The 23,479-nt window shown below is 72.3% G+C and carries 16 protein-coding genes; 5 read left to right on the top strand and 11 right to left on the bottom strand.

All coding sequences use genetic code 11. The features are described 5' to 3' along the window. Nucleotides 1-288 precede the first annotated feature (288 nt). Nucleotides 289-1,209, top strand: coding sequence for an NADP-dependent oxidoreductase (locus ABZ880_RS26725; protein ID WP_361267376.1), 921 nt, complete (start codon nt 289-291; stop codon nt 1,207-1,209). A gap of 335 nt (nt 1,210-1,544) precedes the next feature. Here the strand turns inward: ABZ880_RS26725 and ABZ880_RS26720 are convergent, their stop codons facing one another. Then, on the bottom strand, nt 1,545-2,114 hold the full coding sequence (locus ABZ880_RS26720) for a TetR/AcrR family transcriptional regulator (RefSeq protein ID WP_361267374.1): 570 nt from the start codon (nt 2,112-2,114) through the stop codon (nt 1,545-1,547). Between the two features lie 105 nt (nt 2,115-2,219). Between ABZ880_RS26720 and ABZ880_RS26715 the strand changes: the two genes are divergently transcribed. Further along, on the top strand, nt 2,220-3,614 hold the full coding sequence (locus ABZ880_RS26715) for an MFS transporter (RefSeq protein ID WP_361267372.1): 1,395 nt from the start codon (nt 2,220-2,222) through the stop codon (nt 3,612-3,614). A gap of 374 nt (nt 3,615-3,988) precedes the next feature. Here ABZ880_RS26715 and ABZ880_RS26710 read toward each other — a convergent pair whose 3' ends face one another. From ABZ880_RS26710 to ABZ880_RS26695, 4 genes are all read right to left on the bottom strand, one after another. Then, nucleotides 3,989-6,955 (bottom strand): BTAD domain-containing putative transcriptional regulator, encoded by a 2,967-nt coding sequence (locus tag ABZ880_RS26710; RefSeq protein ID WP_361267490.1) that lies wholly within the window; start codon nt 6,953-6,955, stop codon nt 3,989-3,991. Nucleotides 6,956-7,016: 61 nt separating this feature from the next. Beyond that, a complete protein-coding gene (locus ABZ880_RS26705) occupies nt 7,017-7,853 on the bottom strand; it encodes an alpha/beta hydrolase (RefSeq protein WP_361267370.1) in 837 nt (278 codons plus the stop codon). After that, entirely contained in the window at nt 7,854-10,793 is a 2,940-nt protein-coding gene (locus ABZ880_RS26700) for a BTAD domain-containing putative transcriptional regulator (protein WP_361267368.1), read from the bottom strand. Nucleotides 10,794-10,981: 188 nt separating this feature from the next. Then, on the bottom strand, nt 10,982-12,280 hold the full coding sequence (locus ABZ880_RS26695; protein WP_361267366.1) for a nucleotide disphospho-sugar-binding domain-containing protein: 1,299 nt from the start codon (nt 12,278-12,280) through the stop codon (nt 10,982-10,984). A gap of 364 nt (nt 12,281-12,644) precedes the next feature. On the opposite strand from ABZ880_RS26695, the gene ABZ880_RS26690 reads away from it, so the two are divergent. The 3 genes from ABZ880_RS26690 to ABZ880_RS26680 all read left to right on the top strand — a co-directional run bounded on the left by ABZ880_RS26690 (nt 12,645) and on the right by ABZ880_RS26680 (nt 18,785). After that, entirely contained in the window at nt 12,645-13,034 is a 390-nt protein-coding gene (locus tag ABZ880_RS26690; RefSeq protein ID WP_361267364.1) for an NUDIX hydrolase, read from the top strand. Between the two features lie 177 nt (nt 13,035-13,211). Continuing rightward, a complete protein-coding gene (locus ABZ880_RS26685) occupies nt 13,212-15,926 on the top strand; it encodes an AAA family ATPase (RefSeq protein ID WP_361267362.1) in 2,715 nt (904 codons plus the stop codon). Between the two features lie 84 nt (nt 15,927-16,010). Further along, nucleotides 16,011-18,785 (top strand): AAA family ATPase, encoded by a 2,775-nt coding sequence (locus tag ABZ880_RS26680; RefSeq protein ID WP_361267360.1) that lies wholly within the window; start codon nt 16,011-16,013, stop codon nt 18,783-18,785. Nucleotides 18,786-18,816: 31 nt separating this feature from the next. On the opposite strand, the gene ABZ880_RS26675 is transcribed toward ABZ880_RS26680, so the two are convergent. The 6 genes from ABZ880_RS26675 to ABZ880_RS26650 form a co-directional block, all read right to left on the bottom strand. Continuing rightward, entirely contained in the window at nt 18,817-19,650 is an 834-nt protein-coding gene (locus ABZ880_RS26675; RefSeq protein WP_361267358.1) for an alpha/beta hydrolase, read from the bottom strand. 82 nt (nt 19,651-19,732) lie between these two features. Then, nucleotides 19,733-20,611, bottom strand: a complete 879-nt coding sequence (locus ABZ880_RS26670; protein ID WP_361267356.1) for an alpha/beta hydrolase — start codon at nt 20,609-20,611, stop codon at nt 19,733-19,735. A 43-nt stretch (nt 20,612-20,654) separates the two neighbouring features. Further along, on the bottom strand, nt 20,655-21,134 hold the full coding sequence (locus ABZ880_RS26665) for a cupin domain-containing protein (protein ID WP_361267354.1): 480 nt from the start codon (nt 21,132-21,134) through the stop codon (nt 20,655-20,657). Between the two features lie 14 nt (nt 21,135-21,148). Continuing rightward, nucleotides 21,149-21,328: a hypothetical protein gene (locus tag ABZ880_RS26660; protein WP_361267352.1), complete on the bottom strand. Its 180-nt coding sequence runs from the start codon at nt 21,326-21,328 to the stop codon at nt 21,149-21,151. A 74-nt stretch (nt 21,329-21,402) separates the two neighbouring features. Next, entirely contained in the window at nt 21,403-22,230 is an 828-nt protein-coding gene (locus ABZ880_RS26655) for an SDR family NAD(P)-dependent oxidoreductase (RefSeq protein ID WP_361267350.1), read from the bottom strand. After that, entirely contained in the window at nt 22,227-23,036 is an 810-nt protein-coding gene (locus tag ABZ880_RS26650) for an alpha/beta hydrolase (protein ID WP_361267348.1), read from the bottom strand. Before ABZ880_RS26650 ends, ABZ880_RS26655 begins: the two co-directional genes overlap by 4 nt. Nucleotides 23,037-23,479 lie beyond the last annotated feature (443 nt).

Raw genomic sequence — 23,479 nt, 5'->3', positions numbered from 1 at the left:
GGCCGTATCCGCTTGAGCACGAGCCGGGGATCGGCCGGTCAACACGTTCACTCGATCGAGCAAGTCGGACACGCCCCGGCCCCCCGCGGACACACTCCTAGCGGCACGGCCGGTCAGCATCCGGGTCCTTCTTGGGGTCGCGGCCAGCCTCGTGTCCCCCTCAGCAAATGGCCCACTCGAAGCGGGAAACATTGGCCCACGCGCTTGGGCTGCCTGGCTCCTAAGGTCGAAGGCGACCACCGCGGCGCACTCCGGCGCCCGAGTCCCCCCGCCTCGGAGGAACCCCTCATGCAAGCCATCACCGTCCAGGACCGCGAGGCCGGTGCCAGCGGCCTGGCTCTCGCCGCGCTGCCCCACCCGCACGCCGCGGAGAACGACGTGATCGTGAAGGTCCACGCCGCCGGCTTCACACCGGGCGAGCTGGAGTGGCCCGCCACCTGGACCGACCGGGCCGGACGCGACCGGACCCCGAGCGTGCCCGGCCACGAACTGTCCGGCGTCGTCACCGAACTCGGCTACGGCACCACCGGCCTGACGATCGGGCAGCGCGTGTACGGCCTGGCCGACTGGGCCCGCAACGGCACCCTCGCCCAGTACACCGCGGTCGAAGCCCGCAATCTCGCCCCGCTCCCCGCCGACGTCGATCACATCACCGCGGCCGCGCTGCCCATCTCCGGCCTCACCGCCTGGCAGGCCCTGTTCGACCACGCCCGCCTCCAGACCGGGCAGAGCGTCCTCATCCACGGCGCCGCAGGCGGCGTCGGCTCGATCGCCGTGCAGCTCGCCCGCTCGGCGGGCGCCCAGGTGATCGGCACGGGACGAGCCGACGACCGCGACACCGCACTCGGTCTGGGCGCCCATGCCTTCGTCGACCTCCAGGCGGACAAGCTGGAGGAGATCGGCGACGTGGACGTGGTGTTGGACGTGATCGGCGGCGAGATCCTCGAGCGTTCCACCGCTCTGGTCCGCCCCGGCGGCACCCTGGTCACCATCGCCGAGCCCGTCACCATCCACCCCCGCGATGCACGTGCCGTCTTCTTCGTCGTCGAACCCGACCGTGCCCGCCTGATCGACCTCGCCCAACGGGTGCGCGACGGACGCCTCAAGCCGATCATCGGCGACGTGCGACCGCTCAGCGAAGCGGTCGCCGCGTTCATGCCGGGCAAGCGGAGGCGTGGCAAGACGATCATCCGCGTCGCCGAGGACTGAGCCGGCGAGCCGGATCAGCTCGGCCGCCGCCCGGTATGGGACGGGGGCCGTGGTGCCGGATGCTGCGTACGAGGCCAGTCACCAGGGCGCGAGGAGACGCGGCAGAGGTGATCTGTCATGCGGTTGCCGGGCGAGCGCTGGGCCTCAACTGCGGGACACGGAGAGGCCGAGGGCCCTGGGCCCTGTGTGACACCTTGTTGAGTGGCTGGTCCCGCTCCTCGAGGAATTCCACAGCCTGCCCGGCGGCCCTGAGCCGGCGGTCGCGCTTCACCCCGCCCCTGCGCGCCGCACTCGCCGCAATGCAGTGCGCCGACCTCCACTTGGCCGCCCGACGGTCACCCGAGCAGACGGTCGACCAGGCCCTCCACGTATTCCGGCGTGAGCGGGCCCGCGCCGAACAGGACGCGGATGTACATCGGGGCCATGACGTGGTCGACGACGGCCAGCGCGTCGGGGGGCCGCTCCCCGCGCTCGCGTGCCCGGTCGAGCATGGACTGCAGTTGCCGGGCTCGTGCGGCGAGGAAGTCGTCGCGCAGGCGCAGGCCCTCGGGTCCGGAGCCGGACAGGGCGACGGCCAGGCGGAGCACGGCCAGGCCGTCGGGGCCGGTGATCTCGCGGGCCACTTGGGCCGCGTAGGTGTGCAGGTCGCCGGCGAGAGATCCGGTGTCGGGCATCGGGGAGCGGGCGTTGAGGCGGGTCAGCGTCACGTCGGTGAGCAGTGCTTCGAGGCTGCCCCAGCGGCGGTAGACGGTGGTGTCGGCGACTCCCGCGCGGGCGGCGACCTCGCTGACGGTGAATCCGCCGTACCCGCGTTCGCCCACCAGGTCGGTGACCGCCTGATGCACCGCCGCGCCGACGCGGGCGCTGCGTCCGCCGGGCCGCCGGGTGCGCTGTTGCTCGTCCATGCCTCCCAGCTTAAAGCAGCCGGTACTTGCGTTTACGTGGCCGGCCGCTTTACGGTCCTGCTTAATGCAGCTGTTGGCTGCGTTAGGTGAGAGGGAGGGGACGTCATGCTTGTGCTGACCTGCCTGGGACAGTTCATGGTGCTGCTCGACAACACGATCGTCGGCGCGGCACTGCCGGACATGCAGCGCCGCCTGGACGCGGGCCTGTCCGGCCTGCAGTGGATCGTCGACGCCTACGTGCTGCTGGTCGCCATGCTGCTGCTGTCCGGCGGGGTCTTCGCCGACCGGTTCGGCCGCAAACGCGTGTACCTGAGCGGTGTCGCGGCGTTCACCGCCGCGTCCGTGCTGTGCAGCCTCGCCCCCTCGGTCGGCTGGCTGGTGGCCGGGCGGGTGCTGCAGGGGGTCGGGGCCGCGGCCCTCAGCCCCGCCTCGCTCGCCCTGCTGGTCGCCGCGTATCCCGCCCCGCAGGAACGGGTCAGGGCAATCGGGCTGTGGGCAGGGCTCAGCGGCATCGGCCTGGCCGCCGGGCCCGTGGCCGGAGGCGTCCTGGCGCAGGCGTTCGGCTGGCCCGCGATCTTCCTGGTCAACGTGCCCATCGGCGTGGTCCTGCTGGTGGCCGGCCGGCGCGTCCTTCAGGAGTCCCGCAACCCCGACGCCCGCGCCCTCGACATCCCGGGCACGATCCTGTCCGTCCTCGGGGTCGGCACCCTGGCCTACGCCCTGATCGAAGGCGGCTCGCGCGGCTGGACCTCGCCGGTGATCCTCGCCTGCTTCGCCGCAGCCGCCGTCCTCCTCGCTGCGTTCGTCGCCGTAGAGGCGCGCCATCCTGCACCGATGCTGCCGCCGGGCCTGTTTGGTCAGCGCCTGTTCACCGTCTCCAACTCCGCCATGATCGTGGTGGGGTTCGCGCTCATGGGCTCGTCGTTCTTCTTCTCGCAGTTCTTCGTGTCCGTGCAGGGCAGCTCGATCCTGCGGGCCGGACTGCAGACCCTGCCCGCCACCCTCGCCATGGTCGCCGTCAGCCCCTTCGCGGGCCGCCTCGCCGCCCGTTACGGCTACCGGCCCGTCGTCACCGGCGGCCTGGCGCTGGCCGGGCTCGGACTCCTCGCGCTGGGCGCGGTGCACGCCGACACCGGCTACGCGAACGTGTGGTGGCGGCTGGCCACGGTCGGCGCCGGCTTCGCCCTGACCATGTCCCCGCTGACCGGCGCCGCCATCCAGACGGTCAACCCACAGGAAGGCGGCCTCGCCTCGGGCATCAGCAGCACCACACGGCAGATCGGCGCGGTGCTCGGCGTGGCGGTGCTCGGGGCCGTGGCCAGCGCCCGGCAGTCCGCCGGCGCCTCCTTCGAGACCGGCCTCGACAGCGCCTTCACCGTGGCCGGAGCCGTCACCCTGGCCACCGCCGTGTGCACCGGCCTGTGGCTGACGAGGCCCCGGCCGACACCCGCGCCGACGCCGCAGCAGCACCCCGACCTCAGCGCGCGCCACACTCCGTGAACCGCCCACAGGCATCCGCGGAAGCACGCGGCTACCGGGACGAGGCCTACCGCCTCCTCACCGAGGCGTACCGGCGAGGCGCCCCCCACCGGACGTCGGGCGCCGCCCCACCCGGACCTTCCTCGATGACAGACTGCCCGGCCCTGTGGTTAATGCCTAACCCCGGTGGGAACCGGCGCGCGCTCACCGATGATCCGGTGGATCGCCGACTCGCAGTTTCGCACCGACGCCGCAGCGGGCGGGGCTGTCCCTGCCCGCGGAACACACCAGCGACAACACGCTGCCGGACCTGTCGGCGAAGGCCGTAGTACGAGAAGCAGGCAGCCAGATCAAGGGGCCCGCACACTACGGCGCCTGGGCCCGCCAGAGTTCGGTCACTCATGGCCTGCCCCGGCAGTACGGGTCAGGTCCTCGCCGGCGGCGGACACGACGGTGATCCGTGGCGCGGGCACCGCGTCCCCGAGGGCCAGCAGGGGCGTACGGATCTCCTCGGCCGCGGTCGGGTCGGTCCGGATCAGGAGCCGCACCGCGCGTTCCCAGACCGTGCGGGCCGCGCCGGGATCGCCGATGGCGAGGTAGGTGTCGCCGAGGTGACGCAGCGCCCCTGCCTCGCTGAACAGGTCGCCGACCTCGCGGTAGAGCCGCAGCGCGCACTGGTACGCGGCGATGGCCCGTCGGTGTTCGCCGAGGTGGTGGCGGGCCACACCAAGACTGTCCCAGGCCCCGGCCTCCGCGTACCGGGTACCGGTGGGCAGGCCGGCCAGGCCGCCGAGGGCCTCCTCGAAGTAGGCGGCGGCCGTGTGGTGTTCGCCCCGCAGGACATGACTCCAGCCCAGCGCGTGCAGGGCACTGGTCTGCGCAGCACGATCGCCCAGGGCACGGTAGAGGGCCAGAGCCCGGCCCGCCGCGTCGAGCGCTGCTTCGTGATCGCCGAGGCGGTCCAGGAGCCAGCCGTGACTGCGGTGGGCGTGGGCCAGGCCGAGGCGGTCGCCGAGCTCGGCGAACAGGTCCAGGGAGTGGCGGATGTGGGTGCGGGCGTCGTCGTAGCGTTCCAGGCGGGCCGAGGCGCGGGCCAGTCCGCGGTGCAGATGGGCCTGGGCCGTGCGGTGGCCGTCGCGGACGGCCGCGTTCAGGCCGAGACGCTGCAGCGCGGCCCCGTCGTGCCAGTGACCCTGCCGGTCCATGAACCGCTCCAGTGCCCAGGCCAGGCCCCACACATGTGCGTGGTCGCCGCGGGCGTCCGCCCGTTCGGCGACGGCGCCCAGCACCCGTGCCTCGGCCGTGTACCAGCGCAGCGCCGCCGCGTCGTCGGCGAAGGAAGCGGGATGCGCCCCGGGGGCGGCGGCGGGCAGCGGATGCAGTCTCCAGAAGGGCGAGTAGACACGCCCGGCGGCGTGTGCGGTGTGCAGATAGTGGTCCAGGAGACGGCGCACGGCGGCCTCCCGCTCCCCCGCGCCCTCCTCCGCCGTCACGCGTTCGGCCGCGTAGGTGAGCAGCAGATCGTGGCAGGCGTACCGGCCGGGTACGTGCTCAGTGAGCAGATGGGCGCGGGTCAGCTCGGCGAGCAGACGGCGGACCGCCACCAAGTCCTCGCCCGCGACGGCCGCCGCGGCCGGCAGCGAGACGTCCGGGCCCGGATGCAGGGACAGCAGCCGCAGCAGACGCGCCGCGCCGGGGCTCAGCGCACGGTAGGACCAGGACAGCACCGCCCGTACGTCCCCGGCCGGGTCCGCGTCGGTGAACGCGTCCAGGCTGCCGTGGGCCGTGCGCAGTTCGTCCGCGATCGCGGCCAGCGGGAAGTGCGGGTGGGCGGCGGCCCGGGTGGCGACGACGGCCAGCGCCAACGGCAGCCCCCCGCACCGGGTGACGATCTCCTCGACAGCCTCCGGGTCGGCCAAGACGCGGTCGGCACCGAGGCGGCGGGTCAGCGACTCGCGGGCCTCGGCGGCCGGGAGCCGGTCCAGTGCCAGGGGGCGCGCGGCCTCGGCCGTGACCAGGCCGAGAAGCCGGTCACGGCTGGTGACGACGACCAGGCAGCCGGGGCTGCCCGGCAGCAGGGGCCGGACCTGTTCGGTGTCCAGCGCGTTGTCGAGCAGGATCAGCACCCGGCGGCGGGCCAGCAGGCTGCGATACAGCCCCGCCTGGGCGTCCGCACCGGCGGGTATGCGCTGCGCCGGCACGCCGAGGGCCTCCAGGAACCCGCGCAGCACCTGCGCCGGATCCGCCGGGATCCCGCCCGGGTCGAAGCCGCGGAGGTTGACGTACAGCTGCCCGTCGGGGAAGCGGTGGGCGGCGCGGTGCGCCCACCGCACGGCCAGCGTGGTCTTGCCGATACCGCCCATCCCGCTGATCACCGCGATACGGGTGCCCGTCGCGTCCTTCGCCGACAGCTGCGCCACATGGGCGAGTTCGGACCGCCGACCCGCGAACGCGGCAAGGTCGGCGGGTAGTTGGGCGGGGTGGACGAAAGGGGCAGCCGGACGGGACGTGACGGCCGCCGCAGTATCCGGAACCACGGTCAGCCGGGCCGGGGCGCTCCGGGCGCCGTGGTCCGGCCCGGACGGCAGGGACGGCGCGGACGGATTCGTACGGGCGTCCTCGCGCAGTATCTCCTGCTGCGCGGCCCGCAGCTCCGGGCCGGGCTCGACGCCCAGTTCGGTGGTGAGCCGGGCTCGTACGCGCTGCCAGGCCTCCAGCGCCGCCGCCCGTTGCCCGGTGGCCGCGAGCGCGCGCACGAGGAGGGCCTGCAGTGGTTCGTCGAGCAGGTGCTCGGCCGCGGCGCGGTGCAGCACGGCAAGCAGCTGCCCGGCCCGGCCCGTGGCCAGTGCCGCGTCTGCGGCCTCCTTCACCACCGCCAGGTACTCGCGCTCCAGGGCGTTGAACACGGGGTGGGAGCGCGCCTCCACCGGGACACCGCCGGCGACCGGCCCGGTGCGCAGGTTCAGCGCTTCCAGCAGGAGCGGTACGGCAGCCTCCGCGCCCCGGATCCCGCGCTGCCGCGCCCGCCCCACCACTTCCCTGAAACGCAGCAGGTCGAGTGTCTCGGGCGTGGCGTGCAGCCGGTACCCGCCCGCGTCCCGTATCAGCCACCGGCCCGGGGCGCGGACCGGCAGCCCGGGCTCCAGCAGCCGGCGCAGCACACCGATGTGCCGGTAGACCGCGTTGGCGGGCGAACTGGGCGGCGACTCGCCCCACAGGGCGTGCTGCAACTCCTCCATGACCACGGGCCCTGGCGCGTGCGCCATCAACTGGGCCAGCAGCAGGCGTTGCTGGGCCGCACCGAGCGCCACCTCCTTGCCGTCGCGCCATACCCGTACCGGTCCTAAGACCTCGAACCGCATCGTCACCGTCGTCGTCCCTGTGTCCCCGTGATGTCGTCCCCGTGCGCGTGCCCGCTTCCGGTCAGGCGGGCGGCAGCCCGTCGATCCAGCCCATCACCAGCGCGTTGAACTCGGCCGGACGCTCCTGGAACAGCCAGTGCCCGACCCCTTCGAGGACCGCGGACGCGCTGTAGGGGTGCCGGCTCAAAGCCTCCTCCCAGTTGCCGTCGACCCCCTTGGCCTTGAGGGAGGCGGTCGCCGACAGTGACAGCACCGGGCAGGCGCGCCGCGACAGGTAGCTCTCCACGCCCGGCCGCACCGTCAGCGCGACGGCCGCCTCGTCGAACAGGCCCTGGAAGACGTCCCGTACCGTCATCGGATCCATGCCGAGAATCCGCCGGCGGTGCCAGACCCGCAGTGCGTCCGCATCGGGCCCGTCCGCGGCGAGGTTCTCCAGCCCGCCCAGGACCGCCACGGCGGTACCGGCCGGATCGGGGACACGGAAGGCGGCGGCGAGCTGCGGCGCGAACTGCGCCTCGAAGCCGTAACTGGGCTCGACCGCGACGACGGCCCGCACCAGGGACGGGTACTCGACCGCCAGGACGGAAGCGACCACGGCACCCATCGAGTGTCCTACGACGACCACCGGAGGGGCGTCGACGTTTTCGAGGAGCTTCGCGAGGTCCGCGGCGAAGTCGCGGGGGCGCATTCCGCCCGTCAAAGCGGTGGACCGGCCGTGACCGCGCAGATCCGGGGCGATCACCCGGTGCCGCGTCGCGAACGCCCCGATCTGCGCCGACCAGTCGTGCGAGTCGCAGGTTCCGCCATGCACCAGCAGCAGTGTCTCGCCCGCACGGTCCCCGGCCGGTCCCTCGTCGGTGTGGAACAGCCGGTTGCCGTTGATCATCGTGTACGTCATTTAACTCGCTCCCGGTGAAAGGGGGTTGGTGGGTGGCGGGAGCGTAGGCAGGGGGCAGTGGACGAAGTGTGCCTGGCTTGTGACCGGCGGCCTTTCCCGATGACGGTCGATCTTCCGCTGCACCTCAGCCGCCCCGACGGGATCGAATTCCTTGAGCGCGTCCTGGGCGTTCTGCCACGCGTGCAGAGCCTCGGTGGGATCACCGGCCAAGTGATGGGCGTCGCCGAGCCGGTCCAGGGCGCAGGCCTCGTTGAACAGGTCACCGGCCTGCCGGAACAGGGCAAGGGCGCGTCGGTGACAGCCGACCGACGTGTCGTGACGGCCCAGTTGACGATGGATGTGGCCGAGGGTGTCCCAGGTGTAGCCCTCGGCGAGCGGGATCTCCAGCTCCTGGAAGAGAGCGAGTGCCCGATGCGCGTGGTTGAACGCATCACGGGCCTCGCCCAGGCATGCCTGTCCCCAGGCCGTCGCCACCAGCACATCGGCCTCGCCCCTGCGCCGGCCGGACGCCTGGTACAGACCGAGCGCGGGCACCACGTACTCGATCCCTTCTCTGAAACGACCTTGACGCGTCATCAGCTCCCACAGGGCGAGACGGCACTGTGCCCGTCCGTTGCCGTCGTCGTCCACGACTCGGCCGAACTCGCCCATGGCTGCCCGCAGATGCTCGTCGGCCTCGGCGTACCGTCTGAGCATCATGCAGGCGCGACCGAGCCCGCGGTGGGCATGGGCGAGGGCCTCGGGATCGGCCAGTCTGCGGGCGGCCTTCACCGCGGTCCGTTGGATGGCGAGGTACTGCGGCCAGTGTCCGAACCGTTCGTGCAAGCGCTCCAAACACCAGGCCAACTGGCAGACGTGGGTGTCGAGTTCGAGGTCGACGGCCTGGCGGAATGCGCCGCACAGCACCGCCCGCTCGTCCTTGAGCCAGGCCAGGGCTGTCGTCGCGTCGGCGAGGGGCTGCTGCGACACCGAGGGCTCGGCGGGTGTGACGGGGGTGATCACGGCCGTCGGGGGGTCGGACAGCAGCGCGGCGGCATGGGCGGTGTGCAGAAGGTGGTCGAGCAACCGGCGCAGGCTCGCCCGGCGCTCGTCCTCGCTCTCGGTGGCCCCCACCAGTTCGGTGGCGTACGCGCGCAGCAGGTCGTGGCAGGCGTACCGGCCGGGCGTGCGCTCCGCGATGAGGTGCGCGTCGGCCAGCTCGGCGAGCAGGGTCCGGGCCTTGGAGACCGGTTCACCCACGAGGGCGGCGGCGGTGTGGACGGTCAGCTCCGGCCCGGGATGCAGGGAGAGCAGCCGGAACATGCGGGCCGCCGAGGCACCGAGTGCGTCGTACGACCACGAGAACACCGCACGTACGTCGATTGCGGGGTCGGCGTCGCCAAACGCCGCCAGCCCGCCGTGCGCGGCCCGCAGTTGTTCGGCCAGCGTCGCCAGCGGCGATGATGGCCGGTCGGCGGCGCGGGCGGCCACGACGGCCAGGGCGAGGGGCAGCCGCGCGGTGAGCTGGACGATCTCCTTCGTCGCGCGGGGCTCGGCGGCCACCCGGGCGGCACCCAGCCGCAGGGCCAGGGCCGAGCGGGCCTCGGCCGGCGTCAGCGCGCCCAGGGTGAGCGGGTGGGCACCATCGGCGGAGGCCAGTCCGCCGAGCCGGTTGCGGCTGGTGACGAGCACGAGGCAGCCGGGGGTGCCGGGCAACAGAGGCCGGACCTGAGCGGCGTCACGCGCGTTGTCGAGCAGGACGAGCAGTCTGCGCCCTGCCGACAGGCTGCGATACAGGGCTGCTTGGGCGTCGAGCCCCTCGGGTGTGCGGGCGGCCGGTACGCCGAGGGCGGCCAGGAATCCCCGTAGGGCGTCCTGCGGTCGCGCGGGTCGTGCGGCGGGGTCGAAGCCGCGCAGGTCGACATACAACTGCCCGTCCGGGAAGCGTTCGGCCACCTCGTGCGCCAGGTGTACGGCGAAAGCGGTCTTGCCGACGCCGGCCGGGCCGGTGACGGTGCTGATCACGAGGGCGGGCTCGGCACCGGCGTCGTCGAGCAGAGTGCGCAGGCGGTTCAGTTGCGCCTCCCGGCCGACGAAGACCGGGAGAGCGGGCGGCAGTTGGGCCGGCCTGACCGAGGGGCGGGCCGGGGCGCCGGACGAGACGGCCTCCGGCTGGGCCCGGGCGTTCTCCGAAACGTCCTCGAGTGCCACTTCGGCGGCCGCCCGCAGCCGCGCGGCGGTCAGCTCGGGGCCGGGATCGACGCCCATCTCGTCCGCGAGCCGGCCGGCCACCGTACGGAATACGTCAAGCGCCTCGGCTCGGCGCCCGGTGGCCGCGAGCACGTGGACCAGCAGGGCCTGCAGGCCCTCGTCCAGCGGATGCCGGGCGGCGCTCTCGGACAGGGCGGGCAGGACGCGGTCCACCTGGCCGCGGCGCAACGCCACCTCGGCCGCCTCGCGCACGACGGCGTCGTACTCACGGTCCAGCTCGGCGAAGACGGGATGCGGGGGTGCCTGGGCAGGGCATCCGGCGGCCCGGCCGCGGCGCAGGGCGAGCGCGTCGGAGTACGCGGCGACGGCCTGCCGCACATCGCGGTGCGCCCTGGCCCTCGCCACGAGCCGGCGAAACACCAGCAGGTCCACGCAGTCGGGCGGCGCCAGGAGCCGGTAGCCGCCACCGCCACGCAACAGCAGGCTGCCCTCGGCCCGCTGCGGCAGCCCCGGCTCCAACAGCCGCCGCAGCTCCCCCACATGGCGGTGCACCATGTTCACCGCGCGAGCGGGAGGTTCATCCGCCCACAGAGCCTCGACGATGTCCGGCAACGGCACCGGCGAGCCTGTTCGGACCAGCAGCAGGGCGAGGAGGGTGCGGCGCAGCGGCGGCCCCGCTTCCACCTCGACCCCGTCCCGCCAGACCCGTAACTCCCCGAGCACCGCGAACCGCAGTGGCATCGATGTCATCGCCCCGCCCTCCTGGTCCTCATGCTAGGCAGCGGCGGGGACCGCACTCACGGGGCAGGACATTCCGGGCGTGGCACAAGGGCGGTGACGGCGGGACAGCCGCGGGAGCGGCCACGAGCAGGGTTCGGCGGGACAGGCCGCGGGAACGGCTGCGAGGGCGGTTACGGCGGGGCGAGCCGCGTGAATGGCTACGCGGCCGTCGCGACCACCTCCGCGATGGCCTCCAGCGCGTCATGGCGCTCGAACCCGGCCCGCAGGGTCTGCGCACGCGCGCGGTACCCGGGCTCGGCGAGCACGGTCAGCACGGCGTCGCGGACCTCCTTCGGCGAGGGGTCCCCGGTCCGCAGATCCACCCCCGCCCCGCTCCACTCGACGCGGGCCGCCACTTCGGGCTTGTCCTCTCCGTCGCCGCCCACGACGAGCGGTACGCCCTGCCGCAGGGCCTCGTGCACACCGCCGTACCCGCCGTTGGTGACCAGCACGGACGCGTGCGGAAGAAGTGCGTCGAAGGGGACGTACGCGCCGATGCGCGCATTCGCCGGCACCGCCCCCGCAGCCTCGACCACCGCCACGCCGTCCGCGCGCCCCGTCGCGGCCACCACGAGGACGTCCTCCCCGGCCAGGGCGCCGAGTGCCGGACGCACGAGCCTGCCGAGATCACGGTTGTCGAACGACCCCTGGGTGACCACCACGACCGGCCGCTCCGCGCACTCCACGTCCGCCCACCAGTCCGGCAGTGGCCGCGGCGGGCGCGGCACGGCCGGCAAAGGACCGACGAACCGGAACGAGGACGGCAGATCACCGCGCGGGTACTCGAACTCAGGGACGGTCAGCTGGAGATAGTGGTCCGGCGCGGTGACCATGCAGTCGAGGACGAACCCGGGCAACTCGGTGCCACACTCCCCGAAGTTGTCCTCGATGTGCCGCTGAGCGCCGGAAAAAACCTCCCTGACCTGGTCGTTCATCTCCCGGTGCCGCTTCTTCGCCCCCTCCCCTGCCAGGGGCGGCATCGCGAGCCCGATGGGCGGCGCGTCCTCGCTGAGCAGTGTCGGCATGGTGATGCCGAGGCCGATGGTGAGCGGCCGGCGACCGGGCGGAGCGGACAGGCTCAGGGCCGTCGCCCCCAAGAACTGCGGATCGCTGATGACCACGGAAGCCGGGAACCGACGGGCCAGCAAGGTCCGCAGCGCACGGTACTGGGCGGGGGTCGGATCACCGAAGACATGCTTCAGGTCGTACTCCAACTGCGCCGGGCCCGGCGGGAAGGCGGCACGGTCGGGGAAGTACAGGTCCAGCTGCCGGTCGTCGAAGTCCGCGGCGGGCGGCAACGAGACATGCAGCGCGCCGGCGGCCCGTACGTCCTCGGTGAACCGGCTGCCGGTCAGGACGACGACCTCGTGCCCGCGCCGCACCAGGTCCGATGCGACGGTGAGGACTGGCTGGACATGGCCGTGAAACGGCGATGCGGCGGCGACGATCAATGTCACGGTGGACTCCCTCGCTCGGTGAACGGTGCCACGGGAGCCTAGGAACCCGTTGTGCAAAAGAAGTGCGGCAATGCCTGCACCGGATCCGAGGCCACCGGCGCGTGCGGACGACGGCTCGCCGGCATGTGCTCCGCCTGGCACGAAACCTTCTGGACATCGACCACCCGTTGTCGCCGACCTGCGTGGACAACCCTTTGCGGCGGCCTTTCAGGATGCCGCGGTCCAAGGCGTTGGGTGTGTTGAAGTTGGGGCAGGTTTCCGCATGTTCAGTCCTTCATCCAAGCCTCTTGCCGTCGATCACCGCGGCAACCGGCTGGTTTCCTTCACACGCGGCGCTGAAGACGTCCTCCCTGGTGGTGCTCCCATGCCCGTGGCTCTGACTGCCTTGTGGCACCGCGACGAGGTCGCTGTGGTTTACGACCGGTTTCGGGGTCAATGGGAACTACCTGGTGGCATGCTCGAGGCGGGGGAAAGCCCGCGTCAGGCGGCTGTTCGTGAACTTGCCGAAGAGAGCGGGCAGGTGCCCGGCGATCCCTTGCAGTTCGTCGGCTACGCCGAATTCCTGCTGGGTTCCGCACAGCGCGCCGAATGCGGTGCCCTGTTCACCGGCCGCGCTCTGCGGCGCCGCGATTTCGAGGCCGATGGCGAGATCGAGGCGATGCGCTGGTGGGACTTGAGCGCGCCCCTGCCGGGTCGTGTGTCCGGCATCGACGTCTACCTCGCCCAGCTCACTCGGCCCGCCCATGTGCACTGAGCCAGCCGTGCAGCCCGGCGAGTCGGCGGGGTCCTGGTTCAGGGTGGTGTCGGCGGCGGTGTCGGGTGAGGAAGCGAGTGCGTCGCGGCCTGGGCTGTCGTTCAGATCGTCGGACGCGGCACAGTACCCTGACGTTCGAACAGAGCGGGTCCGGCGACCCGGTCTGATGGGGGGAACGTGGAGCTCATCGGTCGGGATGATCAGCTGGATCTGTTGCGCCGACTGCTGGCCGAACCGCGGAGTCACGGAGCCGCGGTGCTCGTCCAGGGTGCGCCCGGCATCGGGAAGACGGCACTGCTCGCCCAGACCGCCGCCCTCGCCGAGGAGCTCGGTTACCAGGTTCTGCGCACCAGCGGTGTCGAAGCCGAGAGTGACATCCCCTATGCCGGTCTGCAGCTCATCCTGCGTCCCCTTGCCCCAGGTGCCGCCGAGCTCGCCGTATCCCACCGGCAGGCATTGGACACCGCTCTCGGACACGCCGAGGCCGGTGTCCCCGACGTCTTCCTGGTGGGTCTGGCGGTTCTCAACCTCCTGGCCGACGCCGCCGCGACCGCACCGGTGCTGGTCCTGGTCGATGACGCCCAGTGGCTCGACGACGCCACCGCCAGTGTCCTCGCCTTCGTGGCGCGAAGGGTCGGCACGGAGCCGGTGGTCCTGGTGGGAGCCGCCCGCGACGGCTACCAGTCGCGTCTCAACTCCGACGAACTCACCTCCCTACCCCTGAGCCCGCTCACGGACACCCAGGCCACGCAGCTCCTGGCCGACCATGCGCCGAAGCTGCGGCCGACCGCGCATCGCCGGCTGCTGGCCGAGGCGGCCGGGAATCCCCTGGCCCTGACCGAACTCTCCCGCACCCTCGGTGCGTCGGCCGATCCCCACCTCTCGCAGCTGCCGCTCACCGAGCGGCTCGAACGGGCCTTCACCGACCGTCTGGAAACCCTGCCCGACATCACCCGCAGTCTGCTGCGGATCGCGGCCCTCAACGACAGCCCGTCGCTCACCGAGGTCTACCGCGCGACCCGGCAGTTCACCGGCACGGCAGCAGGAACCGCCGAACTCGACCCTGCCGTACGCTCCCGGCTCGTCCAAGTCGTGGGCGCGGAGCTGCGTTTCGGGCATCCGCTGATGCGGTCGGCGATCCACCAGACCATGCCCGCCGACGTCCGCCACGCCGCTCACGCCGCGCTCGCCGCCGTACTCGACGAACAGCCTGACCGGCAGCTGCGTCACCGGGCCGCCGCGGCCGACGACCCGGACGAGAGCGTCGCCGTGGCGTTGGAGGACGCCGCTCACCGGGCCGCACGCCGTGGCGGCATCGCGGCGGCCGTCACCACCCTCGAACAGGCGGCCGCACTCAGCGAGGACACCGAGCGCCGGGCGGAACGGCTGTTGCGCGCCGCCGATTTCGCCGTCGAACTCGGCCGGCCCGAGACCGTGACCCGGCTGCTGGACCAGGCCCTGACCGGGCCCCTGTCGCGGCGGCAGCAGGCCACGGTCGTCTGGCTGCGCGGCAGCTTCGACGAGGGACTGCACAGCCACGCCTCGGGCGCGAACTCGCTGACGGCCCTCGCCGAGGAGATGGCCGTGGAGGACCGTGCGCTGGCGCTGCGGATCCTGTGGAGCGCCGCGCAGTTGTGCTTCTGGTCCGATCCGGGCCCGGAGGGGCGCCGCACGGTCCTGCAGGCCGTGGAGCGCATGGGGCTCGACGAACTCGACCCGTGGCGCCTGGCCATCTGCGCCTACGCCGCACCGGTTGAACGCGGCACCTTCGTCCTGGAACGGGCCCGGCACGTCGCCCTGAAGGAGGGCGACGACGGCCGCGCCTACCGCATGCTCAGCACCGCCTCACTCCTCGTCGGCGGTTTCGATCTGGCGCGGGCGTTCTCGGCGGCCGGCAGCTCGCCGCTGCGCGCCCAGGGACGCCTGGGGCTGCTGGCCCGGACGGTGGGAGCGGACGCGTGGAGCGCTCTCGTGGTCGGCGATCTCGGCGCGGCGATCGCCGCGACCGAGGAGTCACGACGGCTGGCGCGCGAAACCAGCCAGACGATGATGTACGCGTTGATGACCGCCACCGCGGCCAAGCTGGCCGCGCTGCGCGGCGAGGTGGATGCCGCCCTGGAGCTGGCCGAGGAGGCGGAGGAGACCGGGCTGCCGGCCGGGGCACGTCCGGTGCTGGCCACCGCGTCGATGGCGCGCGGACTGGCCGCGCTCGGCGCGGGGCGGTTCGAAGAGGCCTTGGGCCATTTCCGCCGGCTGCACGATCCGGCGGACCCCGCCTACCAGGTCGCCCTGCGGCTGACGGTCGTGGGTGATCTCGTCGACGCGGCCACGCACTGCGGGCGGCTGGAGACCGTGCCGGCGATCGTGACGGAACTGGAGGAGGTCGCCACGGTGACCTCCGCGCCGGTCCTGCACGCCGAACTGCGCCTGGTCCGGGCGCTGCTGGCCGCCGACGAGGACGCCGACCCGCTCTTCCGGGGCGCGTTGAGCGCCGACCTCGGCGCCTGGCCCCTGATCAGAGCCCGTACCCACCTGGCCTACGGCGAATGGCTGCGGCGCAGACGGCGCAGTGTCGAGTCCCGCGAGCACCTCCGGGCCGCCCGGGACATGTTCGACGCGCTCGGCGCGATCCCCCGGGGCGAGAGGGCCCGCCGCGAACTGCGCGCCTCGGGCGAGACCAGCCGCCGCCGGGCCCCGGACGCCCGGGACCAACTGACCGCCCACGAACTCCAGATCGTCCAGCTCGCCGCCGACGGTCTGACCAACCGCGAGATAGGCCAGCGGCTCTACCTGTCGCACCGCACCGTCAGCTCACATCTCCACCGGATCTTCCCCAAACTGGGCGTGGTCTCGCGCGCCGAGCTGCGAACGGTGGTCAGGTCACTGCGCTGACCACCGTCACATGACGCTCGATACCGCCCGCGCGGCGCTCCTAGCGTTCCCCACGTCAGCACATCGACAGGGGGGATCGGTCCCATGGCGTGGAACGACGTCCACCATGCATCCGGGCCGCCGATGGTCGGCCGCCACACCGAGCGCGAAGCCATCGGCCGTCTGCTCGACGCCGTGCGCGACGGCCTCAGCGCCGTCCTCGTGCTGAGCGGCGAGGCCGGGATCGGCAAGACCCGGCTGCTGAAGTACGCCGCCCAGCGGGCCGCGGATCTTCGCGTGATCCGCCTGACCCCGGTCGAGACCGAGACCGGTCTCGGCTTCGGCGCGCTGCACCGGTTGCTGCGGCCGTTCCTGAACCGGACGGACCGGCTGCCCGGGCCCCAGCGGGCCGCGCTGGACGCGGCCCTGGGCCTGGTGGCGGGGCCGCCCGCGGACCGCTATCTGGTCGGACTTGCGACGCTGACGCTGTTGTCGGACGCCGCCGCCGAGCAGCCGCTGTTGTTGCTGGTGGACGACGCTCACTGGCTGGACCGGGAGTCGGCCGAGGCGCTCGCGTTCACCGCTCGCCGCCTGCATGCCGACTCGCTGGGCGTGATCATCGCCCTCCGGGACGGGCCCGAGGACACCGGACTGTTCGAAGCGTTGAGTGTGCACTGCGTGACCGGCCTGCCGGCGGCGGAGGCCAAGGCCCTGCTCTCCTTCGCCACCCGACGGGTGGATACAGCGGTGGCCGAGCGGATCGTCGCCGGCACCGGCGGCAATCCGCTCGCCCTGCTGGAGCTGACCGACGCCCTCGCCGCCGAACAACTGGCCGGTATCGCGCCGTTGCCCGATCCGCTGCCGGTCAGCCGGCTGCTCGAAGGCCATTTCCGACGCCTGGTCCACGCCCTGCCGCCCGAGACCACGACCCTGTTGCTGCTCCTCGCCACGGTCCCCGCGGGCGACACGGCGATGATGTGGCGGGCCGCCGGGCGGCTGGGCCTGTCGGCCCGCGCCGTGCAGCCGGCGATCGCTGCCGGAATCCTCGGCCGGGACGCGCCGCCGGCGTTCCGCCATCCCCTGATCCGCTCGACGCTGTACGCAGGAGCCCGACCCGAGGAACTGCGCCGGGTGCACACGGCACTCGCCGCGGCCTGCGACCCCGTACGCGACGCCGACCGCCGCGCCTGGCACCGGGCCGAAGCCGCCGAGGGCGTGGACGACGGAATCGCCGACGATCTCGCAGCGGCCTCCGAGCGGGCCCGCTCCCGCGGCGGCTACTCCCAGCAAGCCCTGTTCCTCTCGCGCGCCGCGGCCTTCACCAAGGCCCCCGACACACGAGCCGAGCGGCTGCTCGACGCGGCGCAGGCGCATCTGATGTCCGGCGACCCGTCGGCGGCACAGACCGCACTGGATCTCGCGGCCGCCGACATCCGTGGCCCGGTACTGGGCGCACGCGAGCTGCGGATACGGGCGACCGCACAGATGTTCAGGATCGCCGTGGCCGACGTCCCCGCGATGCTCATGGACGCGGTGACCAGGCTCGGCTCCCGGGACCCGGGGCTGTCCTGGGAGCTGCTCTGCGAGGCGCTCCACGCCGCACTGGTCGCCCATGACTGCACGCAGGGCACATCGCCGGCCGACGTCGCGGCGGCCGCCATCGCCGCGCGGCAGCACACCGCGGACGGCCGCGACCTTCTGATGGAGGGTCTGGCGCGTCGAGTGGCCGGAGGGTTCGAGCACGGCGCGCCCGCGCTGCGCACCGCACTGGACGGGTTGCGGCGCGGCGGCGGGATCGGTGACTCGCGCAGTCCCTTCGCGGTGATGCTGTCCATGGCTTGCGACGATCTGTGGGAGGTCCAGGCCGGGCGTGACCTCACCGACCGCCTGGCGGCGGCCGACCGCGGCACCGGCGCGCTGTACGCGCTGAGCATCACGCTGCTCGTCCAGGCGCGCTACGACCTGTGGGACGGGCGGTTCAGGGAGGCGGAGGTCCGCTACGCCGAGTTCGACGACATCGCTGCCGACACCGGCTTCCCCGGCGGCGGGGACATCAACCGGCTCCATCTGTTCGCCCTGACCGGCCAGGAGGTGGAGCTGCGCTCGGCAGTGCGGCGGACCGCGGAGATGAGGAGCATGGGCCACGGCGTGCTCCAACTCCTGGCGCAGCACGCCCTGACCCTGTTCGAGCTGGGCCAGGGCCGCTACGGGCAGGCGCTGAAGCACGCGCGCACGGTCTTCGAGAAGGACCCACCGGCCTGCGGCAACCTCGTCCTGACGCAGCTCGTCGAGGCCTGTGTCCGTACCGGCGACCGAGCCGGCGCGAGCGAAGCCGTGGCCCGGCTGGAGGAACGTGCCCCGCTCGCCGCCACCCCTTGGGCACTGGGCAGCCTGGCCCTGGGACGGGCACTGACGGCCGACGGCGACGACGCGGAGAAGTTCTACCAGGAGTCGCTCGACTTGCTCCATCAGAGTCCACTGGCCCTGGAACAGGCCCGCGCGCGGCTCCTGTTCGGGGAGTGGCTGCGCCGCTGCAGGCGGCGCTCCGACGCCAGGACGCAGTTGCGTGCCGCGTACGAGAGATTCGACGCCTTCGGTGCGGTGCCGTACGCCGAGCGTGCCCGGCTGGAGCTTCTCGCCACCGGGGCGAGGGCCCGCAGGCGGTCCGAGGAGACCAGGTTCGATCTCACTTCGCGGGAACGGCAGGTGGCCTCCATGGCGGCCGCCGGGCTGACCAACACGGAGATCGCGACCAGGTTGTTCGTCACGGCGTCGACCGTCGAGTTCCATCTGAGCAGGGTGTTCCGCAAGCTCGGCATCACCTCCCGCAGGCAGATCCCCCGCGCGATCGGCGAACAGGGCCCGGCGACCGAAGGCTGACTCGCCCTCAGGCCGGTGTCATCGACCGGCGTCACTTGCTCAGGAAGGCCAGCAGCGCGGCGTTCACCTCCTCGGCGTGCGTCCACAGCAGACCGTGCGGGGCGCCCTCGACCTCGACGTACTGGGCCGAAGGCAGCAGTGCGTGGAAGGGCCGGCCGGTGGCGTCGACCGGCAGGATCCGGTCTGCCGTGCCGTGCAGTATCAACGTCGGTACGTCGATCTTGGCGACGTCGGCGCGGAAGTCGGTGAGCCAGGTGGGCACGCACGCCACCGAGGCGTACGCCGATGCCCCCGCCGCCACGTTCCAGCTGGCCCGCACGGCCTCTTCGCTGATGCGGCTGCCGAGCGTGTCGTCGAGGTTGTAGAACGCCTCGTAGAAGGCGGTGAAGTAGGCGTAGCGGTCTTTGGTGACCGCCGCCAGGATTCCGTCGAAGACGGACTGGTCGACGCCGCCCGGGTTGTCGTCGGTCTTGAGCAGGAAGGGTTCGAGGGAGGCCAGGAAGGCGGCCTTGGCGACGCGCTGTGAGCCGTACGTGCCGAGGTAGCGGCCGACTTCTCCCGTGCCCATGGAGAATCCGACGAGTACGGCGTCGGTGAGGTCGAGCTCGGTCAGGAGTGTGTCGAGGTCGGCGGCGAAGGTGTCGTAGTCGTAGCCCGTGGTCGGCTGCGAGGAGCGGCCGAAGCCGCGCCGGTCGTAGGTGATGACCCGGTGGCCGGCGTCGAGCAGGGCCGGGAGCTGTTTCTCCCAGGAGTGGCCGTCGAGCGGGTAGCCGTGGATCAGGACAACGGGTTGTCCGCTGCCGTGGTCCTCGTAATACAGCTCGATGTCGGTGGAGTTCTCCTGTCCGACGGTGATGTAGGGCATGTGGGTTCCCTTCGGAGCTTGACGGATGACAGTGGCTTCAGTGGTGCTGGATGGCGCCGGTCCTGTCGGGGTTGATGCCGGGTCAGGAGGTGGCGCGGGCGGCGGTTTCGATGAGGTGCGCGGTCGCTTCGGGGTGGGAGACGAGGACCGCGTGCGAGGCGGTGCGGATCACCTCGGTGTGCGAGCCCGCGCGCTGGGCCATCGCCTGCTCGGCAGCGGGTGGCATGGCGTGGTCGGCGCCTGCGACCAGGAACCAGGAAGGAATGCTCTTCCATGCCGGCGTGCTGCTGGGTTCCTCGAAGGCGGCCAGTGCCACCGGCCGTTGCCCGGCCGCCATCAGGCGGGCCTTGCCGGCCGGTACGTCGGCGGCGAAGACCTGGCGGAAGTCCGCGGGGTTGACGTAGGCGTCCTGGCCACCCGGGAAGGAGCGGACCGTCAGCGCCGGTGGGAGCTGGCTGCCCGGGTACTTTCCGAGGATCGCCAGGCCGGACTCGCCCTGGTCGGGGGCGAACGCGGCGATGTAGACCAGGGCCTTCACATTGGGGTGGCCGACCGCGGCGTCGGTGATGACGGCGCCTCCGTAGGAGTGGCCGACCAGGATGACCGGGCCCGCAATGGTGTCCAGGACACTGGACAGGTAGGCCGAGTCGCCGGCCAGGCCACGGAGCGGGTTGGCGACACCGATGACCGGACAGCCCTCCCGCTGGAGCCGCGATATGACCGCGTCCCAGCTCGACGAGTCGGCGAACGCGCCGTGGACGAGGACCACGGTGGGCCTTGGGGTGCTCGGTGCTGTTGACTCCGCGGCCGCCTCGGCGGCGGTTGCGGCGCCGGTGGGCGTGGCGGCGGTCAGTGCCGGGATCGCGAGCAGCGCCGCGGCGACCATCGCCGAGAGCATCGGCTTCTTGCGGCGCGCGGCGCGCGCCGAAGGACGGACGAGGACAAGTTCGGTGCCGGTCATGGCTGTGCTCCTCGTCGTTCCCGCTCTCGCGGGGCGGTCTGACTCACAAGGACGGCGGTGGTCCGGTGACGCGCAGATGGAAGGCCTCGGCGGAGGCCACGACCGCCGCGAGATCGAACTCCGGCGGCAGGTCCTCCGCTTCGGCGACGGGGGTGCCGTTGGCCCTGAAGTACTCCTCTATGCAGGCCGGGCTGAACAGCACCGCGATCCGCGCCCCTGCCGGCGAGCGCACCAGATAGCTGTGCGGGACGCCGCGCGGCCCGTACGCGACCTGTCCGGGCACCAGGTCGTGGCGCTGGTCGCCGACGAAGAACGTCACCTCGCCGTCGAGGACGAACCAGACCTCCTCCTCGTCCTCGTGGACATGGTGCGGGGGTGCGTGGCCGACGGGGTCGGCGAACTCCATCAGGCTGAGCCGGTTGTCGGTCGCGCTGCCGGGCAGCAGGATCCTGGCCTGGCCGCCGAGGAACCAGAAGGGTTCGCGTTCGGCCGTAGGGTCGAGGGTCGGGAAGAACCGGGTCACTTTCGCTCCTGACGTCATCGGTGCTCGCCCAGGAAATGCAGCAGCATGTCGGTCATGTCTTCGGGGCGCTCCTCATAGATCCAGTGGCCGGAGTCGCGGACGACGGCCGGGGTGACCTGGGTTGCGTAGTGGCGCACCTGCTTCGCGACGGACGAACCGAGGCTGCCGGAAGCGCCGTTAGCGAGCACCGGCATGGTGAGGGGCTTCTTCTGGAATCGTGCGTTGTCGGCGATGTCCTGCGGGTGGCGGCCCGTGCCCTGACGGCGGGTCAGAGGGACTCGACGAGGCCGCCGTCGATGATGAAGTCGGCGCCGGTGATGTTCGCCGCCGCAGGACCGGCGAGGTAGAGAACGAGGTCGGCCACCTCGGCTGGACGGGTGAAGCGGCCGGTCAGCGACTGGCCTGCCGCCCCGCGGGCCACCTCACGGGGATCGACGCCCCGGGACTCACCGACCGTGGCGGCGACACCGTCGGCGCCCTGCCACAGCGCCGTCTCCACCGGGCCGGGACCAATGGTGTTCACCCGCACGCCGTGCGGCCCCACCTCCTTGGACAGGGCCTTGCAGAAGTTGGTCAGCGCTGCCTTGGCCGCGCCGTAGTCGATGACCAGCGGGTCCGGCAGCCTGGCGTTGACGGAAGAGACGGTGACGATGCGTCCCGCGCCGGCGGCGAGCAGGTGTGGCAGGGCGGCCCGGGTGGTGCGGACGGCGGCCATGAAATTGACCGTGAACGTCCACTCCCAGTCCTCGTCCGTCACACTCAGGAAGCCGTCGACCCGCGGCCGTACCGCGCCGACGTTGTTCACGAGGACGTCGACACCGCGGTGGACCGCTACGGCTTCGGCGACCAGCGCGGCCGGACCGTCGGAGGTCGCCAGGTCGACTTCCACGACGGTGAGTTCGGCACCCTGCTTCACCAGCGCGTCGAGGGCTTCGGTACGTTCCCTCGATCCGGCGACGACGCGGGAGCCGGCCGCAAGGAAGGCCTCGACCACGGCCAGTCCGATGCCGCGCCCGGCACCGGTGACCACGACGGTCCGCCCGGCGAGACCCGTGTCGGCACCGTGGTGTGCGGTGCCCCGGGAGGTCGACGTCATCGTGTCGCCTCCGGACTCTGCTGGCGCAGCCAGGTGAGAACGGTGTCCGCGACCTCGTGCCAGCCGCCGTCGATCGTCAGGGAGTGCCCGCGGTCGGGGAAGTTGATGATGTCGGTGACGGCCTCGGAGTGCCGGTACTGCTTGAGGGTGGCCCGGGTGACGACCTCGGGGACCGTGTGATCCTTGCCGCCGGAGATGAGCAGCAGCGGGCCACGTCCGCTGTTGTCCGTGTCGACCTTCGCGGGCGAGTGGGGGTTGAAGTTGGCGGCGGCGGCCTCGTAGAGCGGCTTGCCCGGCGCGGGGATGGTCCAGCGCTCGTACAGGGCCGCCGATTCCTCCTCCGCGATGGCGTTGCCGAAGGCGAACCGGAACTGCTCCGGGGTCAGGGAGACCGACCGGCGCTTGTTGGCCGGGTTCTTGAAGACCGGGAGCGTCGCCTTCAGTGCGGACAGCGGCAGGGGCAGAACGCCCTTGATCTGTGCGGCGTCGATCGCGACCGCGGCGGCGGCGCGGTCCTGGCCGAGCAGCTTCTGGGCGATCATCCCGCCGAAGGAGTGACCGATCACGATGGGCCGCGCGGGCAGGGCCTCGATCAGGGCCGCGTAGTGTTCCACGACGTCGTCGATGCCGTATCCGGCGACGCTCTCGGGGTTCTGACGCGCTTCCTCGACGGTGTCGGGGTCGCCGGGCCACCCGGGTGCCGAGGGATCGTAGCCCTCCGCGCGGAACAGATCGATCCACGGTCGCCAGGAGGTGCTGTGCAGCCAAAGGCCGTGGATGAACACCACGGGAAGCGGGACGGTCATGGCTGGGCCTCTCTTGTGTGGGTGTACTGACCCGGCATGCGCACACGAAACCCGAAACCCGCTGCACTCGCACCGGGGTGACACCCCAGTGGTTCGCGGCCGGACGCGATGTTCGAACGCGCGGGCCCGTATTCGCGTCAGACCACCTATGCCTCCCGTCTCGCAGCCGGGAAGACGCACCGTCAGCTCGCTACTCGGCCCCTCCTGTGACTGCGGGGTTCGGTGACGGTACTCGGTACTGGCGGCGGCCAGAGGCCGGGCAGCCAGTGCCGCAGGTCCGGACTGGGCCACTCCGCGAACCGAGTGCACGACTCCTACGAGCGCAGGCTGAAGGACCCGCGGCTCGCAGGGCAGGTCGTCGTAGTCCACGAGTTGACAAGGCCGCCCTCAGCCGTAGACCACCGACTACGGGCGTGGGGAGTTGTCCGCCGGACCGTCAGATG

Origin of the sequence: Streptomyces sp. NPDC047043, from assembly GCF_040644055.1 — a bacterium.
Lineage (GTDB): Bacteria > Actinomycetota > Actinomycetes > Streptomycetales > Streptomycetaceae > Streptomyces.
This window is presented reverse-complemented; position numbering and strand designations above follow the sequence as displayed.